Here is a 15,974-nt window from a genome sequence, read left to right as displayed (position 1 = left end):
AGGTCGAAACCTCTTTCCCTGTTCCTGTTTAATCTTCCTGGAGAACACGTACATACTTATTATTGTAGTTTTTGCCATTGACGCGACTATTGACGATTGTCGCTCCATCGGTGGTCATACTAAACACATAGCTGTTTTTGATTTTAATGACAAAATCTTCGCCTTTTAAATTAGCCGTTTTTACACTGATGCCATCTAACGTGACCGCACCAATCGTATCGATCCACTTAATCTTTTGGCGTGGCACTTCGATAACCATCTGGGTGATCTTATAGTCACCCACTTCATCATCATAACAGAGTACTTCCTTTTCACAGAAGATTTTTTGTGGACGATGATCTGATGTCTGATAAGTGATCCGATAGTTTTTCCCAGTTTTAATGATGGCTTTTGCCCGATCTAAATTCAATAAGATTGTGGAAAAAGCTGGCAGCTTTTTTGAGAATGTCCGCGTCTTTGAAGAAATGAGCGGTGTTTCTCGTTTAACCACTGTTTTTGTACGCGTAACCGTTTTAGGCTGATGCATTGCATAGCCAAAAGCTAAACCTAAGACCAGACACAGGAACATAACCATGAGCTTCTTCATAAGCATCACCTCTACCTTCATATTACCAAATTCCATGATGTAATCAATATTTTTCACATTTCTTCAAAAATTTCTCTTGCTGCAAATATTTTCCTTTCTAAGAATCACTGATTCGTTCAATTGATATTTTCAAATAACCTCATTGCGGTGAAATGACTTCTTATTCCTATAAAAAATTATTGAAATAGTGTGACTAATTGTATATAATTAGCTAGTAATTTTACGAGGAGGAATTAATAATGGGTAGAGCTCATGAAGTACGTAAAGCCTCAATGGCTGCAACGGCTGCCAAGAAAACAAAAATCTATTCTTACTATGGTAAGGAAATCTATCAGGCAGCGAAATCAGGTGGTCCTGATCCAGATGCAAACTTATCTTTAAGAGCCATTATCAATAAAGCAAAAAAAGATCAGGTCCCAGGACATGTTATTGATAACGCCATCAACAGAGTAAAGAATGGTGCAACAGATAACTATGAAGAATTACAGTTCGAAGGTTTCGGTCCTAACGGTTCTACATTAATCGTTAAATGTTTAACAGATAATGTCAATAGAACAATCTCTCAGGTCCGTCCAGCCTTCACAAAAGCACATTCTAAATTAGGTGCTGAAGGTTCTGTATCATATTTATATAATGTTCAGGCTGTTATTCAGTTTAAAGGTTTAAATGAAGAAGAAACTTTAGATGCCCTCATCGAAGGTGATGTTGACGCTAAAGACTTAGAAACATTAGAAGATGGTTCAATCCGTATCACTGGTGAACCAACAGATTACAATGCCATCAAATTAGCAATCCAGGCTAAATTACCAAATGTGGACTTTGATGTCGATGAAATCCAGACTGTTCCAACAGAAACTGTTGAACTCGAAGGTGAAGACATGACTTTATTTGAAAGATTAATGAACTTATTAAACGATTGCGAAGACGTTGACCAGGTTTATCATAATGTTTCAAACTATAATGATGGAGAAGAAGAATAACGCAAGTTATTCTTTTTTCATAACCTATGAACGTAACCCTTATTCATCATAGCGGCGTCTTAGTAGAGCTTGCCCACTGTAATCTGTTATTCGACTACTATCAGGGTGCTCTTCATGTGAATAAAGAGAAACCTCTTTATATCTTCGCATCACACGCCCACGCTGATCATTTTTCAGAAAAGATTTTCGCCATTGATCATCCGGAAAAACATTATATTTTATCAGACGATATTCATACCGCTCACGATCATTTAAGTGTCTCGCCGCATCACACTTATCATTTAAACGATCTCACTATCGAAACTCTGTTTTCTACTGATCAAGGGGTCGCCTTCATCGTCACGACTGAAGGACAATCCATTTACTTTGCCGGAGATTTGAATAACTGGCATTGGATCGGTGAAGATGAAAATGACAACAAATGGCAGAAAGAACACTACCTAGCAGAACTCAATCGTATTGCTCATCGTCATTTTACCCTTTCCTGCGTTGTTGTCGATGACCGTCAGGAAGAAGCTTATTTAGAAGGTTTAGAAGCTTTTATTCAAATGACCACCTCTGATGCCATTTTACCAATTCATTACTTTGGCCACTATCGCATCTCTGAAGCTTTAAAGAAAGCCCATATCGATGCGCCGTTACTTTTCCCTGATCATGATGGCTATACAGTTACTCTTTAAGCGTATCTTTAGATACGCTTTTTTGACCGTTGACAACCAAAATGAACCGTTGGCCACCAAATGATGGAAATGATCAAAAAAAAGGCTACAATAGAAGTAGAAGAGAACGCATCACAAGTGAGAGGAGGATCCTTATGGTTACAAAGAAGCGTTACTACGATCCCAAGCGGACCAAAGAAATTCAGGAAGCCGGACAGTCCATGGGCGTCGCAATGACTTATCTTGGTTTGATTGTTGTTGGTATGTTAGTCATCATTGATGCGTATTACTACATCACCAATCATCAGTCAGCCAGCTATTCCCCTGCTTTTATGGCGGGCATCGGCTTGATTACTTTATTAGTTCTGATGGCAGTTGTTATTGATCTCGCACGTCGTTTTAAAAAGAAAACCAAATAAATGATGCGTTTGAAAACCAGTCAGCTTGCTGACTGGTTTCCTTTACTTATGGACTTCATCAATAACGGCCTGAGCGACCACCTTTGCGACGCGGGGATCAAAAGCTTTTGGAATAATATAGTCTTTTGATAACTCCTCATCACTAATTAAAGACGCCAAACCGCGCGCAGCTGCGATTTTCATTGCTTCAGTAATCTGCGGTGCACGCGCATCTAAGGCCCCTCTAAATAATCCTGGGAAAGCCAAGACATTGTTGATCTGATTAGGGAAATCAGAACGGCCGGTCCCGACAACGTAGGCGCCGCCTTCAATCGCATCCGCATAAGTAATTTCCGGTTCTGGGTTTGCCATTGGGAAAACAATTGGTTTTTCCTTCATTGATGCAACCATTTCTTTTGTGACTAAACCAGGAGCTGACACGCCAATAAAGACATCGGCTTCTTTCATCGCTTCAGCCATCGTCATACGTTTTTGGGTAGAGTTGGTGATCTCGGCTAATTCTTTGGTTAAGAAATCATAAGAATCCGCATCTTCTTTAATGACGATGCCATTAATATTAAAACCATAGATTTCTTTCACGCCTAAGTCATGAATCATATGGATGATCGAAGAACCAGCCGCACCCGTGCCACTGACGACAACTGTAATATCTTCTGCTTTTTTACCGACAACTTTTAATGCATTGATTAAGGCCGCGGTTAAGCAAATGGCTGTCCCGTGCTGATCATCATGGAACACTGGAATCGAGCATTCCTTTTTCAATGTTCTTTCAATTTCCACACAGCGTGGTGCACTGATATCTTCTAAGTTAATGCCGCCAAAAGTTGGCGCGATTTTCTTAACGATCTCAATAATTTCTTTAGGATCTTTCGTATCTAAACAAATAGGCACAGCATCGATATTGGCAAAACGTTTGAACAGCACACATTTTCCTTCCATAACCGGCAAGGCCGCTTCTGGGCCAATATCACCTAAACCTAACACAGCGGTTCCATCCGTGACAACAGCCACAGAATTGCTTTTCCAGGTATATTTGTAGACATCATCAGGATTTTTCGCAATTTCACGACATGGCTGCGCCACTCCTGGCGTATACGCTAATGATAAATCATCCGCATTATTAACCGGCACTTTAGAAACAACTTCTAACTTGCCATGATGTGCTTCATGTAATTGTAATGATAAACGGTATGCATCTTTCATATGTTTCTCTCCTATAAAGTGGTAACCATCGCTTCGAAGTCACCATCGTATTCGACATTTTCAACGTCACTGCAGATAATGAAGTTATCGCCCTTCTTGAATTCCATATCATTGGCGATACCGGAACCTTCAGTAATAGTGACTAAGGCAAAAGGCGCCTCATTCTTGATTAAGCCTGAACCATGAATGGTATATTTATCAACAGTTAAGTATTCACATTTGAGATAACGGGTCTTTGTTCCATTTTCTACTTTTGTATTGACAAAGATTTTATTCTGATCAAAATCAGCTGGAACTTTGATACAGTCAATGGACTGCTGCACATGTAATTCTCTTTCATTGCCTTGAGCATCTTTACGATGATAATCATAGACACGATAAGTGATATCAGATGACTGCTGGGCTTCGTAAATCAGACTGCCGCTGCAGATCGCATGCAAAGTGCCCGCAGGAATATAGAAGAAATCCCCTTTATCGATATCGATGACATTTAATAAATCATCATAATTATCATTTTTAATATAGTCGATTAATTCTTCTTTGGTTTTTGCATGGTGCCCCATGACCATCTTCGTTCCTGGATCAGCACCTAAAACATACCAAGATTCACTCTTACCAAGAGAATTTTCATGAATTTTCGCATATTCATTATCTGGATGTACCTGCACTGATAAGTTATCATTGGCATCTAAGATTTTTACTAATAACGGGAACTGATCCCCTTCCACGTTGCCAAATAATTCACGGTGATTCGCAAATAACCAGGAAACGGTCTTACCTTCATATTCTGTATTCGCAATCGTACAGTCGCCATTAGGATGACCAGAAATGACCCATGCTTCACCAGTATGATCACTAGGAATATCATAACCATATTCGTCTTTCAGACGCGTTCCACCCCAGATTTTTTCATGTAAAACAACATTCATTTTTAATATATGACCCATTATTGTTCTTCCTCCATTTCGATCAGATCTTTTTCACTTAATAATGATATACCATTCGCCTTTAAAATTCTAGCTGTGATCCCATCACCAGGTATTAATGTATGAGAAAACGTCCCATCATAAATATGACCGATCCCACAACTTGGACTATTCGCTTTTAAGACAACAGTGGTAATATTATGGCGCTGTAAATACGCTAAAGCTTTCTGCGCGCCGTGAAGATAAGCCTTCGTGACATCAATGCCGCGATTGGTTTGAATCCGCAAAGGATTTTCACTAATAATTTCACTTGGCGCACGCGGCGTCATTAACCCGCCTAAGACTTCCGGGCAGATCGCCACCGCTTCGCCTTTTTCAAATAAAGCTTTCAGTTTTTCCTGCGTATTCGCATCGCCGCGATACGTGCAGTTCACGCCAAGTAAACAGGCACTCACACCAATCATCTTCTCACCTTCCTTACATTTAGTTTAGACGGCGTTGCGCCCTATGTCTATGATTTTTATAGGATTTTCATGATTATGCAAATCTTACAAGCAATGAGGCATCCCTCCACCTGCTTGGCCATGCTATTACAATAAAAAAAGAAGACTATGCCCGATCAGCATAATCTTCCTATGCATTATGAAGATACTTTTCCATTGGTAATTAACTGTTTTGCAATCTTCACCGCTGTATTGGCTGGAATGGCAAAGCCTAAACCTTCTGAGTCACTATCTGATGATTTGGCATTGACAATCCCGATCAGATCGCCATTGGCATTAAATAAACCACCACCAGAGTTACCAGGAGAAACCGCCGCATCTGTCTGAATGACATTTAAAGTCGTTGTAGAAGACTGGCTGCGTCCTGATGTGTACTGTGAAAACCATGAATTATCATCCGAATCACTTGATGAAGAATCATCATCACTTAATGAGATAGTAATTTTACGGCTTACCGCAGAGACAATTCCGGATGTAATTGAATTAGCGAATGTCCCTTCAGGGTTACCAACCGCATAAGTCACCTGACCTTGTTTGATCTTGCTCGAATCCGCAAAAGTGGCTGCTTTTAAGCCCGTAGCTTCAATCTTTAAGACCGCAATATCACCTTTGGTATAAGAACCAACTAATTTTGCGGTATAGGTTTTATTATTAGATGTTGTGACTTTAATTTTACTAGCACCTGATACAACATGCGCATTGGTAATAATATAACCATCACTGCTCATAATAACGCCGCTGCCGGCCCCAGAGGAAACCTGTGAACCATACCAGAAGTTACTTGTGGTCATTTCTTCAGTGGTGATCGCGACAACCGACTGACTCATCTTGCTGGCAATACTGCTAGCATCCTTCGCTGATGAGGTGCTTGTTGGCGTCGCCGTTGCTGTCGTTGTGGTCACAACCGTTCCAGCCTGTGAATGCGTATACCAATACGCTCCGCCGACCCCGCCGGCTGCCGATAACGCTAAAACTAAAACACCTGATACAATATATTTGCTAATGTGTCCTCTTGGACCATTTCTTCTTTTTCTTTCTTCCATGTTACTCAATCCTTTCTTTTCTTTCTACACCCATATTCTATCTTTGGATTGTAAACTCAATGTGTAGCAAACGTGTGAAAGTTTGGGACCTTATTTCTTGGTGGCTTTTTTACGAAAGAGGTCACGGACCTCTTCAAAATCCATATCCAAGACAACGCTTAGTTCACTAAAGAGATAGTTTTCTGCCTTTTCAAAATAGGTTTCATCACTTGCTGTGACTTTCTTATTGAGGGCAATACGATCCTGGGTACGCATATAGGTCGTTTTAATAATCTTGACAAGATTTTCAGGATCATCAGATTCAAATAACGCCTGATAGCTTTCTTTCATATTACGGGCATGGATTTCTAACGGCGCAATACTGCCGATATGATCAACCAGATCATAAGCCTGATCTTTACTCATGAGGGCACGGGTCTGCCCAACCTGATCCACTGGCAGCATGATCTTTAATTTTTCATTCGTTAATGGTACTAAATAATAATAATCCTTATCATGATAGTACTTTTCAATAATTCCCTTCACTTTACATACCTGCTGTTTATAAACAATATAACTCCCAGGTTCTAACATGTTATACGCTTCCTTTCTTGTCAAACCTTCTCTATATTATACCGCAAAAAGTTGCAAAATGGTAGTTCTATGATCAGATGCAAAAATCCCGATCATCACGATCGGGATCATTTATAGCGTAATGTCTAAAACATTAACTGCTGTTTCTTTTGATTTTTCATAAGTTAAAGTAATCTTATCACCTTTTTTAAGGGTTGGCAGCTGATCATTTAAAGTAATCGGGGCAATATAAGACTTCTTATGCTTTTTAAGGGTAATATAATAAGTTGTATTGCCATTGACAACAACTTCTTTAATACCTTTCACTTCACCACTCACCGTTGCTTTCGCCACATTATCTTTGAGATGACCAGAATCTTTCATCTGTTTCAGATAACTTTCCTGGGCGCTTTTAACGGTATCACCGATACCGACAATTTCATAATGTTCAACTGAGACAAAGGCATACTTCTTGACTAAGCCTTCATCATCTTTTAAGGACAAGAAATAAGTTGGCACATTCAAGACATTTAATAATGTTGGGAAGGTTGGCGTATAATGCTGCTCCTGAACTTTCCCAGCGGCCGACTTCATCGCACTTGACTCCGTTGCTCCCGCAATTGGATAATATTTCGTTTCCTTGGTCCGGGTATTGATCAAGGCAAAACCAACATTGGAAGAATCACCAGAGACACTCGTTAAGCCGGTATAAAGCCATATATCCTTACCAATAGCTAAATAGTTATAGCCGCTGGTTGGTTTTAAGACGCCCTTTTGACTAAAGAGGGTATTGAGGTAGCCATGAGAATACTTCCCGGTATTTTTTAACTGTTTCATTAATAAGGAAGCCGGAAAAACACGATCTACCCAGGCTGGCACTTTCTTCTGACGATAGTATTTGGCTTTGCCGTTTTGCGCATTGACAGTAATCGCACCAATAATGTCCTTTCCGCCAAACAGACCGATCTTATAATCATAAACCGGGGCCACCCAGTATGGAGTTCCTGATTCATCTAATTCAAATGAGGGATCATCAAACATGAAGAAAGGATAACGCATACGGATATAGCGATTGATATTTCTAAAGAGTTTGTCGGATTTTGAATAACGAATAGGTTTCTTCAGTTTAACCACTTTGGTATCCTGAGTAATCATATCGACTTTGATATAAGCTGGCAGCCCATCAAAATGATTAGAGAACCATTTGATCGCATTGCCATATTTTAACATTGTCACCCGCACCGCGCGGCCTTTATAGTTGATCTGATTATATGTTTCATCGACATCAAACTGCGAGACATAATCAGGGATTGTCCCCATATTCTTATCCCCTAATTTAATAGCAGAAGCTTTATCAACGACCGGAACAGAATCTTCCGTGACATTGGTCATATCCTTATAGAAATCCCGATCACTGGCCTTTTTCATTGAAATCTGATTAGCATATTCCTTCGCAAAAAAGAATTTTGAGGAAAAATAATCACCAGTATAATACATGCCGACAGACATTGCCCCAACAATGACTAAAATGATATAAGACTTGCTGAAGCGATGCAGAAAGATTAATCTTAGCAGCATGTAAATCACTAAAAAGCACGGTAATGTGATCAAGAATGCTTTTGAGCGAATATTAATCGGCGTTAAGGTAAAATATTCAGAAATCACAAAGATCACCGCTGTGATCAGGATTGCCAGAAACGTTTCCTTAATGACACTTTTTTCTTTATAATGTTGCTGCTTATAAGCTTTTTTAGCTTCTTTTGCTTGCTTTTTCATACGTTTACGATATTCTCGATCTGTTTCCTTTGAGGTAACGGGTTCAGCATCAAGAATTTCATCATTTTTCTTTGGATCCATTTTCTTCACCTTCACTTTTCCTGGTTATTGTATCACATCTATCGCTATGAAAACAAATACGCAGGTTCCCCTGCGTACCAAATGAAATATACAATTGTAAGAGCGTTACGCCTCTACGTGCCATCTTTGCAGTTTTGCAACGAACTCCCAAACTTCCTTGTCGGTTAATAGTTCTATATCTTTGGCAGGCGTTTCATTTTGGACTTCTGTTTTATTAGCTTCTTGTTCCATTCTCTTACCTCCATGCCTATTATACCACTGACAATGTTAATTTCATATGAACATACAAATAATATTTCACTAAGTTTGCGTAAAGTAAAACAATCCCAAATTCATTGATGGACTGTAATAAGCGGTATAGTATTCACCCATATGAACATCGATCACACCTTGATAGTGAACTACCTCGCCCAAACGTGCTAATGCACGTTTGAACGAGGCCTCTTTTCCTTTTCACCCGAAGGCTACTCAGGCGGACCGCCATGCGAGGTCACTTTGGCGCCCCTTTGCCTCTGACACCGGCTCCCGACTTAACATTCTGCCGCGCTTCAGTCCATGCGGTCATTCACGCTTCAGAAATGTACAGGCAGGCCTGCGCCGCTGCTCCACCATCCGAAGACGACAGACAGGAGTCTTCTGTCAATAAGCGCCTCCGCTGCGCAATGCGTCCATGGCAGATGCTTAACTTCACTGAGAGGTGCATTCAGCTTCCGGTACGCAGCAGAGTAGCTTTATATTATGCGGATCTGGCATCCACTGATTGCAAAAATTCAGAACATTTATCAGTTGTATAGCCAGCTTTATAGGCAATCGTTCCTGCCAGTGCTACAAGCATTGCCGCAATGATGCACATAATAACTTTCTTTTTCATAATGCATACCTGCTCCATTAATCCCACTTATATTGAGCCTATCCTTTCTTTCTGTAATCACCCATTAAAACGTGGGAGCTGTATTTATGTGCTCATGGGAATCTCCTGCTACTCAAAATGTGTTTAAATATACTCAAACACATCGAGATATGTAAGTTCTCACGAACATTACTTACTGCTTCTTCGTGTATGCTTTTGTAGTCACAAGTGACATACTACTCACAAGTTCTTGTACACTCCACAGTCGTAAATTCCCGACTAAGCCATCGGTACATACTTACATTTGCTTGTTTATGCAATTTTGTAAGTTTTTGCATCTCTTAAATTAAGACTCGCATTATAGTCTCTGTCTGCTATGTATCCACAATTACATCTGTAAATTCTATCTGAAAGTTTTAAATCTTTCTTAATAGCACCACAGCAGTGACATAATTTTGATGATGGATACCATCTGTCTACAACTCTTAATTCAATACCATTTTCATCACATTTATTTTTCAGTTTAGTTCTGAACTCATAAAATTTCTGCGATGCAACGGCTTTTGAAAGATGACGATTCTTCATCATTCCTTTTACATTTAAGTCTTCAATCGTTATATAAGATGGCTTGGTTTTCACGATCTCAGCGATTGTCTTGTTCATGTAATCAGTACGGATATTGTCTATCCTTTGATAAAGTTTCTGTACTTTAAGCCTCTGTTTTTGTATATTTTTTTGAGTAGACTCTCCTGGTATATTCTAATTAGCTCATCTAGCTAATAGGAATATACATTTCCTTTCTATCAACTTTATATACGTAGTTGATTACTGTTTAGAAATAGTATATGTTTGAAAAAGTGAATGTGTATGTGGATTTATATCCCTCCCTGTAGCTTTGACTACTTAAGAAAGTATCATACCGCAGACTTATTCACCAGCAACCATCAGTTAGATGAGTCTTTGAACTCGCATTTCGAACCAGGATTTGCAGATTAAGCCCTGTGGGTTCAACACAGTCACAAAATCTATAATCGAAAGGAACTTAACTATGATTACATCAGGAATTGACATTGGAAAGAATTCCCATGTCATCTCAGTCATTGATCAGGATACAGGCGTTCCGCTAGTCAAGCCGACATCCTTCACCAACAACTTTGAAGGATTCAAGAAGCTCGACAAAATTCTAGAACCGTATTCAGAAAAAAATCTGAGAGTCGGCATGGAAGATACCGGACACTATCACTTCAATCTTCTCCATCATCTTCTTAAAGAAGGATACAGAACGTATCTCATTAACCCTTCAAAGACAGATGCAGAAAGAAAGTTAACCGGAAACATCACAAAAAATGATCAGCAGGATTCAATGCAGATTGCAGATATTCTAGCATATCCAGCAAGAAAGAAGCTTTACCGAAAGGTTGATATGACCTTCTTTTCCATGGACGAGCAGAAAAGTCTTACGCGTCTGCACGCAGATCTTACGGAACAGCTGTGTCCAATAGGCAATAAAATACAGAAGTCGCTGGACATCCTGTTTCCCGAATACAACAGCTTATTTGGCGGCCATTATGGCAAAACCTATATGAAGATCCTTATGACCTTTAAATCAGCCGCTAACATTGCCGAAGCTGACATTAGCGATATCAAGGAAGCAATGAAGCATAACGGCCGAGGAAGAGGCGTTAGCTTTACTGCTGAGGACCTCCAGGCACTAGCAAGAAATTCGGTTGCACAGGCAAATAAAGGCGAGGAATACGCCCTTGAGGCCCGACTTGATCAGTACACTGTGGTAGCAGAGCAGCTTGAAAAAGTGGATAAAAAAATAGAAGAGCTGTCAAAAGAAACAAACTCTCCTATGTTAACCATTCCAGGAATTTCACACCTTTCCTGTACCACCATTCTAGCTGAAATACGCTGCATTGGCAACTTCAATTCGGCAGCAAAGCTTACAAAATTTGCAGGAGTAGCTCCAAAGCACTACGAATCAAGCCAGTTTGACGCTAAGCACTGCTCAATATCCAAGAAAGGCAACAAGTATCTGAGAAAGATACTCTATCAGATAATAACGCCTGTCATTAACAATAATAAGGTCTTCAAGGACTACTATGACAAGAAGATCAGCGAAGGAAAGAGCCATAGGTGTGCACAGGGCCACTGCGTAAGAAAGCTTCTCAGGATCATCTTCCACATTCTTGCGACTGGCGAAGGCTTTGATCCAGACAAGCTGAAGTAGACGCTTCAGCTTCTTTGATGTTTTTTACATATCTTTTTGAAAACTTCGCAAAAAGCTATAGGAGATTTGCATCACAGATTTGTGAATAATCTCGCATACTATTCATTTTTCAAGGTTCTATATACTATTTGTATACTAACTGAAATCAAATAAAATTTTCAAACTTTTTCATAAAACTACTTGATTTTTATATAGTTAGCTTTCTTTAGATTTTCATATTTACGAGAGAGACATCTTTGCGCTCTGCGCAGCTGTTTCTCAAGTTTCTTTAATTTTGCAGATTTATTGATGTTTTTGTAAGTCTTGCCATTTGAGACAATAGCGAAATCCTTTAATCCTAAGTCTATTCCAATACCTTCGCCGCTGTCACAAAAAGGCTTCGTGTCAGGAATCTCTACAACAACTGACACGTAATATCTGTCCGCCTTCATAGATACTGTACCACTTTTGATTTTCCATCCATCTTTAGTCGTTGGTATATAGCCTTTTTCTTTTAATCTTACCCACCCAAGAGCAGGAATCTTAATACGATGTCTTTCACAAATGCAGTCTTTGGAATTATTCTTTACGAAGTACATCTTTACATCAGATTTTCCTTTTTTCTTAAATTTTGGAAAACCGCTTTGATGTTTAAAAAATCTCGTAAAAGCAAGACACCCATCTTCAATAGATTTCTTAACAGCTTTAGAATAGACTTCCTTAATCCATGCTTTGTCTGGATTGCCAGGTATATACTCATTGTTAAGCCAGACACTAAACGCCTTGCCACTCATAAACGCTTCACCTTGATCGTGCAAAGCTTTATTATGACTAAGGTAGAAATTATAGATATATCTGCAGGTACCAATAATTTTGTTAATCTTGACTTTCTGCTCTGGTGTTGGATAAATTTCTGTCCTGAAGCTCTTTAGCAATTTCCTCATCCCTTTCTATTTGCTTTTTGTACTTACGAAATCCGTACAGCCTGCAAGAGAATACATGGAGTATTGAAATAATATCCTGCACAAGTTCTTCCTGCGGCGATAGATCTTCATTATTAACGATCACTATGGTTGTATTAAACTTCATACAGAATTTTTCAAACCAGTCATAACCAAATCTGATAAATCTATCTTTGTGCGTGACTATGATCGTTTTAATTTTTCGTTCCGTTACTTCATCTAATATTTGATTCCACTTTTTGCGGTTGTAATTAAGACCGCTTCCGTATTCTTCAATGCATTTGTCAACAATGATACCTTTTGCATTACAAAACTGTCGTAAAAATGTGACTTGGTTCTTTAAATCATCTTTTTGATTTCTTGTAGACACTCTGGCATAAATAACAATTTGGCGATGATCGTTTTCAGTATTTATGCCTTTGAATTGCAAATATTGGTCGTAAGTATAATAACGTCTATTAGTTGGAGTGCGATTTGCTTTTAAAATTCCTTCCCTGTCCCAACGCTGTAATGTTTTTACAGAAACACCTAATAATTCAGCAAAATCTTTTGGTTTGTAATTCGTGATATTTGATGTATTCATCATATGCCTCCATGAGCACATTTAAACACATTTAACCACTAATGTCAATGATATAAGTTACTTAATATGTCCTCCTTTTTATTGCTTTTCTCTTTCTTCTACCTTCATTGTAGGTAATCCTCATGCAAATGCAATAGTTTGGGTGCGAACGGTCATTTTTGGTGCCCAACGGTCAAAATAAAAACAGGGAATTAGGATTCCCTGATAATAGATGATTCACAAGATTCTTTAAGGAGCTCTAAATAGCGTGTTGCTAGAGGCGTGATAAAGGATTTCTTATGAATGATATAACCGACTTCAATATAGTCATCAATTGCTAATGGAATGGCAATGACTTCCGGATTCAATTCATTGAAAATAATCCCGGTTGAAATAGTATAGCCATTAAGACCGATCATTAAGTTAAATAAGGTTCCACGGTCACTCACCTTAATGGATTTTTTATGGGGATAAGTCGACTGAATCTCTTCCATAAAATAGAAAGAATTGGTATCTCCCTGGAGATAAGATAAATAAGGATAATCATCTAATTCTTCAAGGGTTAAGACACTTTTCGATGCTAATGGATGCGTGGTCGACATGAAGACATGTGGTTTTGCCACAAAAAGTGAATGGAAAGTCAAATTAGATTCGTTCAAGATTTTAGAAATAACATCATGGTTGAAATCATTCATATAGAGAATCCCGATTTCACTTTTCATATTTTTCACATTTTCAATAATTTCATTGGTTTTGGTTTCCTCAATAGAGAAATTGTAGGCATCATAATCCACTTCTTTTAAGAGTTCTACAAAGGCATTGATCGCAAAAGAATAATGCTGAGTAGAGATGGAAAAACTGATCTGGGTATTACGTTTATCAAGATAACGCTCTTCCAGTAACGCATACTGCTCTACGACAGCGCGGGCATAGCCAAGGAAAGCTTCCCCTTCATTGGTAATCGTGATCCCTTTATTGGTTCGGTGAAATAACGAGATCTGCAATTCGGCTTCAATATCTTTAATAGAATTTGATAAGCTCGGCTGAGAGATGAAGAGGTTCTTGGCAGCTTCATTAATACTCCCGTCTTTAGCCACCTGAAGAACGTATTTTAACTGTTGTAAGGTCATAAATTATAATGCGTTATAAATCTTCTGATATAATGCCTCAGCCTCTGGTGATGATGATTCAAAAATGACATCACCTTTCACGTCTGTTGTATTGAAAAGATCATGTTCTTCTAATTTACGCTTTAACTGGCGTGCCGTGCCTTCACCCCCGTCGTAACAAGGAACGCCGCCTAAGATTGATACAATTTTCTCTTTAACGATTGGATAATGGGTACAGCCTAAAACAACGCTGTCACATTTGCCAACATACTGATCAAGCAGCTGATGTAACAAATGATCTAAAACCTCATCATTGAGATGACCTTCTTCAATCGTCTGCGCTAAATGATCACAGGCGCAAGGAATCACTTCCGCATTTCCATACTGCTTAGCTAATTCATGAAACTTATCTAAAGATAACGTATTTCTTGTCGCCATCACTAAAACTTTCTGATGCGCACTAGCGGCTGGTTTTAACGCTGGTTCAACACCGATAACTGGAATCTGCGGATAGACGTTACGGACAATATTAACCGCTGCACTAGTGGCCGTATTGCAGGCAATGACAATGGCTTTAACACCATGATTCACCATCTGATTCATCGCTTCCAGCGTACGATCCTGTACTTCTTTCACACTTTTTTCACCATAAGGAGCATGCTTGCTGTCACCATAATAATAAAAGTTTTCTTCCGGTAATAACTTTGTGCATTCCTTTAACACGGTGACTCCGCCAGCACCGCTGTCAAAGACACCAATATATTCTTTCACATTCTTATTTCTTAATAACATGTTCTTGCCTCCTGCGTCTTATTTTAGGATAAATAGACTTAAAAATCAATCACTCTCACCTTGCTTCAGGATCGCAAAATGATTCTTCTTAAAGCGAATAAGGCCTTCCTGCTGCATGAGCGATAACTCATGGGATAATGAAGACCGATCAACAAGGAGATAATCCGCGAGTTCCTGACGATTAAAAGGAATATCAAAGACATCACTGCCATGAATGGCCTGCTGATCCGATAAGTAAGAAAGCAAACGATCACGGATGCTTTTAGGTGTAATCGCATTTAACTTACGTGTTAAATAAATATTTTTCGTTGCAAGAATGTTGATGAGATGACGATTGAGCTTTTCATTATTCAACGCTAAAATCGCCTGCACATCAAAGAAGTGAATCTCACAGTCTTTTAACACTTCGATCGATACAACCATCGGAACATGCCCAATCAGCGCATAAGATTCCCCAAAGAAATCACCGCGCTCCATCCGGGCGATGACATTGGCATGACCCATCAGATCATAGTTGACACCTTTAACAATGCCCTCAACAACCAAACCAATCTGATGAATGCATTCACCCTGATGAAAGATTGTCTCGCCTTTTAAATAATGTCTTTTTTCCACCTGCAGATGTGCTAACACATCCCGTAATTCAGGGGCCCCCATTTCTTTGAATAAGGGTAAATTTCGATAAAATTCCATTTCCATAATATCACCGCTATTAGTCTAAACCATTAAGGAGCTTTGTCAATGCTATTGCTTATGAAA

The 15,974-nt window shown here is 39.1% G+C and carries 19 protein-coding genes; 4 read left to right on the top strand and 15 right to left on the bottom strand.

Annotated elements, in window-relative coordinates; all coding sequences use genetic code 11:
• Positions 1 to 28: 28 nt before the first annotated feature.
• On the bottom strand, positions 29 to 586 hold the full coding sequence (locus SG0102_RS07205) for a hypothetical protein (protein ID WP_125119320.1): 558 nt from the start codon (positions 584 to 586) through the stop codon (positions 29 to 31).
• A 239-nt stretch (positions 587 to 825) separates the two neighbouring features.
• Between SG0102_RS07205 and SG0102_RS07200 the strand changes: the two genes are divergently transcribed.
• The 3 genes from SG0102_RS07200 to SG0102_RS07190 all read left to right on the top strand — a co-directional run bounded on the left by SG0102_RS07200 (position 826) and on the right by SG0102_RS07190 (position 2,644).
• Entirely contained in the window at positions 826 to 1,566 is a 741-nt protein-coding gene (locus tag SG0102_RS07200) for a YebC/PmpR family DNA-binding transcriptional regulator (RefSeq protein WP_125119319.1), read from the top strand.
• Positions 1,567 to 1,592: 26 nt separating this feature from the next.
• Positions 1,593 to 2,246 carry an MBL fold metallo-hydrolase gene (locus SG0102_RS07195; protein WP_125119318.1) on the top strand — a complete coding sequence of 218 codons (654 nt, stop codon included), beginning with the start codon at positions 1,593 to 1,595 and terminating at the stop codon, positions 2,244 to 2,246.
• A gap of 134 nt (positions 2,247 to 2,380) precedes the next feature.
• Positions 2,381 to 2,644, top strand: coding sequence for a hypothetical protein (locus SG0102_RS07190; RefSeq protein ID WP_125119317.1), 264 nt, complete (start codon positions 2,381 to 2,383; stop codon positions 2,642 to 2,644).
• Between the two features lie 42 nt (positions 2,645 to 2,686).
• Here SG0102_RS07190 and SG0102_RS07185 read toward each other — a convergent pair whose 3' ends face one another.
• The 9 genes from SG0102_RS07185 to SG0102_RS07155 form a co-directional block, all read right to left on the bottom strand.
• Positions 2,687 to 3,847 (bottom strand): NAD(P)-dependent malic enzyme, encoded by a 1,161-nt coding sequence (locus SG0102_RS07185; protein ID WP_125119316.1) that lies wholly within the window; start codon positions 3,845 to 3,847, stop codon positions 2,687 to 2,689.
• An 11-nt stretch (positions 3,848 to 3,858) separates the two neighbouring features.
• Positions 3,859 to 4,794: a type I phosphomannose isomerase catalytic subunit gene (locus SG0102_RS07180; RefSeq protein ID WP_125119315.1), complete on the bottom strand. Its 936-nt coding sequence runs from the start codon at positions 4,792 to 4,794 to the stop codon at positions 3,859 to 3,861.
• The gene (locus SG0102_RS07175) at positions 4,794 to 5,237 is read right to left on the bottom strand and encodes a DUF523 domain-containing protein (protein ID WP_125119314.1); all 444 of its coding nucleotides are present in this window, start codon (positions 5,235 to 5,237) and stop codon (positions 4,794 to 4,796) included. The genes SG0102_RS07180 and SG0102_RS07175 overlap by 1 nt, the downstream gene beginning before the upstream one ends.
• Positions 5,238 to 5,413: 176 nt before the next feature.
• Positions 5,414 to 6,319, bottom strand: a complete 906-nt coding sequence (locus SG0102_RS07170) for a S1C family serine protease (protein WP_125119313.1) — start codon at positions 6,317 to 6,319, stop codon at positions 5,414 to 5,416.
• Between the two features lie 90 nt (positions 6,320 to 6,409).
• Entirely contained in the window at positions 6,410 to 6,892 is a 483-nt protein-coding gene (locus tag SG0102_RS07165; protein ID WP_125119312.1) for a CarD family transcriptional regulator, read from the bottom strand.
• Between the two features lie 111 nt (positions 6,893 to 7,003).
• On the bottom strand, positions 7,004 to 8,728 hold the full coding sequence (locus tag SG0102_RS07160) for a CvpA family protein (RefSeq protein ID WP_125119311.1): 1,725 nt from the start codon (positions 8,726 to 8,728) through the stop codon (positions 7,004 to 7,006).
• Positions 8,729 to 8,833: 105 nt separating this feature from the next.
• Positions 8,834 to 8,959, bottom strand: a complete 126-nt coding sequence (locus SG0102_RS15835) for a hypothetical protein (RefSeq protein ID WP_269461204.1) — start codon at positions 8,957 to 8,959, stop codon at positions 8,834 to 8,836.
• A gap of 505 nt (positions 8,960 to 9,464) precedes the next feature.
• Positions 9,465 to 9,599, bottom strand: coding sequence for a hypothetical protein (locus tag SG0102_RS15830; protein WP_269461203.1), 135 nt, complete (start codon positions 9,597 to 9,599; stop codon positions 9,465 to 9,467).
• Between the two features lie 291 nt (positions 9,600 to 9,890).
• The gene (locus tag SG0102_RS07155) at positions 9,891 to 10,307 is read right to left on the bottom strand and encodes an RNA-guided endonuclease InsQ/TnpB family protein (protein ID WP_269461214.1); all 417 of its coding nucleotides are present in this window, start codon (positions 10,305 to 10,307) and stop codon (positions 9,891 to 9,893) included.
• A gap of 319 nt (positions 10,308 to 10,626) precedes the next feature.
• Here SG0102_RS07155 and SG0102_RS07150 point away from each other — a divergent pair, with 319 nt between their 5' ends.
• The gene (locus SG0102_RS07150) at positions 10,627 to 11,811 is read left to right on the top strand and encodes an IS110 family RNA-guided transposase (protein ID WP_125119310.1); all 1,185 of its coding nucleotides are present in this window, start codon (positions 10,627 to 10,629) and stop codon (positions 11,809 to 11,811) included.
• Positions 11,812 to 11,987: 176 nt separating this feature from the next.
• Here the strand turns inward: SG0102_RS07150 and SG0102_RS15675 are convergent, their stop codons facing one another.
• The 5 genes from SG0102_RS15675 to SG0102_RS07125 all read right to left on the bottom strand — a co-directional run bounded on the left by SG0102_RS15675 (position 11,988) and on the right by SG0102_RS07125 (position 15,914).
• The gene (locus SG0102_RS15675) at positions 11,988 to 12,734 is read right to left on the bottom strand and encodes an RNA-guided endonuclease InsQ/TnpB family protein (protein WP_231999872.1); all 747 of its coding nucleotides are present in this window, start codon (positions 12,732 to 12,734) and stop codon (positions 11,988 to 11,990) included.
• Positions 12,667 to 13,320 carry an IS607 family transposase gene (locus tag SG0102_RS07140; protein WP_170162792.1) on the bottom strand — a complete coding sequence of 218 codons (654 nt, stop codon included), beginning with the start codon at positions 13,318 to 13,320 and terminating at the stop codon, positions 12,667 to 12,669. The genes SG0102_RS15675 and SG0102_RS07140 overlap by 68 nt, the downstream gene beginning before the upstream one ends.
• 206 nt (positions 13,321 to 13,526) lie before the next feature.
• A complete protein-coding gene (locus tag SG0102_RS07135) occupies positions 13,527 to 14,444 on the bottom strand; it encodes a LysR family transcriptional regulator (RefSeq protein ID WP_125119308.1) in 918 nt (305 codons plus the stop codon).
• A 3-nt stretch (positions 14,445 to 14,447) separates the two neighbouring features.
• The gene (gene murI / locus SG0102_RS07130) at positions 14,448 to 15,215 is read right to left on the bottom strand and encodes a glutamate racemase (RefSeq protein ID WP_125119307.1); all 768 of its coding nucleotides are present in this window, start codon (positions 15,213 to 15,215) and stop codon (positions 14,448 to 14,450) included.
• Between the two features lie 45 nt (positions 15,216 to 15,260).
• Complete coding sequence (locus SG0102_RS07125; RefSeq protein ID WP_125119306.1) at positions 15,261 to 15,914, bottom strand: Crp/Fnr family transcriptional regulator; 654 nt, start codon at positions 15,912 to 15,914, stop codon at positions 15,261 to 15,263.
• Positions 15,915 to 15,974 lie beyond the last annotated feature (60 nt).

Source organism: Intestinibaculum porci, from assembly GCF_003925875.1.
Taxonomy (GTDB): Bacteria; Bacillota_I; Bacilli_A; order Erysipelotrichales; family Coprobacillaceae; genus Intestinibaculum; species Intestinibaculum porci.
The sequence above is the reverse complement of the archived record's forward strand: the minus strand, read 5'-3'. Positions and strand labels throughout refer to the sequence as shown.

Coding starts and splice junctions, on each gene's coding strand:
- SG0102_RS07150 (WP_125119310.1), top strand. CDS start 10,627: ATGATTACATCAGGAATTGACATTGGAAAGAATTCCCATGTCATCTCA.
- SG0102_RS15835 (WP_269461204.1), bottom strand. CDS start 8,959: ATGGAACAAGAAGCTAATAAAACAGAAGTCCAAAATGAAACGCCTGCC.
- SG0102_RS07190 (WP_125119317.1), top strand. CDS start 2,381: ATGGTTACAAAGAAGCGTTACTACGATCCCAAGCGGACCAAAGAAATT.
- SG0102_RS07180 (WP_125119315.1), bottom strand. CDS start 4,794: ATGGGTCATATATTAAAAATGAATGTTGTTTTACATGAAAAAATCTGG.
- murI (WP_125119307.1), bottom strand. CDS start 15,215: ATGTTATTAAGAAATAAGAATGTGAAAGAATATATTGGTGTCTTTGAC.
- SG0102_RS07165 (WP_125119312.1), bottom strand. CDS start 6,892: ATGTTAGAACCTGGGAGTTATATTGTTTATAAACAGCAGGTATGTAAA.
- SG0102_RS07170 (WP_125119313.1), bottom strand. CDS start 6,319: ATGGAAGAAAGAAAAAGAAGAAATGGTCCAAGAGGACACATTAGCAAA.
- SG0102_RS07135 (WP_125119308.1), bottom strand. CDS start 14,444: ATGACCTTACAACAGTTAAAATACGTTCTTCAGGTGGCTAAAGACGGG.
- SG0102_RS07160 (WP_125119311.1), bottom strand. CDS start 8,728: ATGGATCCAAAGAAAAATGATGAAATTCTTGATGCTGAACCCGTTACC.
- SG0102_RS07185 (WP_125119316.1), bottom strand. CDS start 3,847: ATGAAAGATGCATACCGTTTATCATTACAATTACATGAAGCACATCAT.
- SG0102_RS07125 (WP_125119306.1), bottom strand. CDS start 15,914: ATGGAAATGGAATTTTATCGAAATTTACCCTTATTCAAAGAAATGGGG.
- SG0102_RS15675 (WP_231999872.1), bottom strand. CDS start 12,734: ATGAGGAAATTGCTAAAGAGCTTCAGGACAGAAATTTATCCAACACCA.
- SG0102_RS07195 (WP_125119318.1), top strand. CDS start 1,593: ATGAACGTAACCCTTATTCATCATAGCGGCGTCTTAGTAGAGCTTGCC.
- SG0102_RS07205 (WP_125119320.1), bottom strand. CDS start 586: ATGAAGAAGCTCATGGTTATGTTCCTGTGTCTGGTCTTAGGTTTAGCT.
- SG0102_RS15830 (WP_269461203.1), bottom strand. CDS start 9,599: ATGAAAAAGAAAGTTATTATGTGCATCATTGCGGCAATGCTTGTAGCA.
- SG0102_RS07200 (WP_125119319.1), top strand. CDS start 826: ATGGGTAGAGCTCATGAAGTACGTAAAGCCTCAATGGCTGCAACGGCT.
- SG0102_RS07175 (WP_125119314.1), bottom strand. CDS start 5,237: ATGATTGGTGTGAGTGCCTGTTTACTTGGCGTGAACTGCACGTATCGC.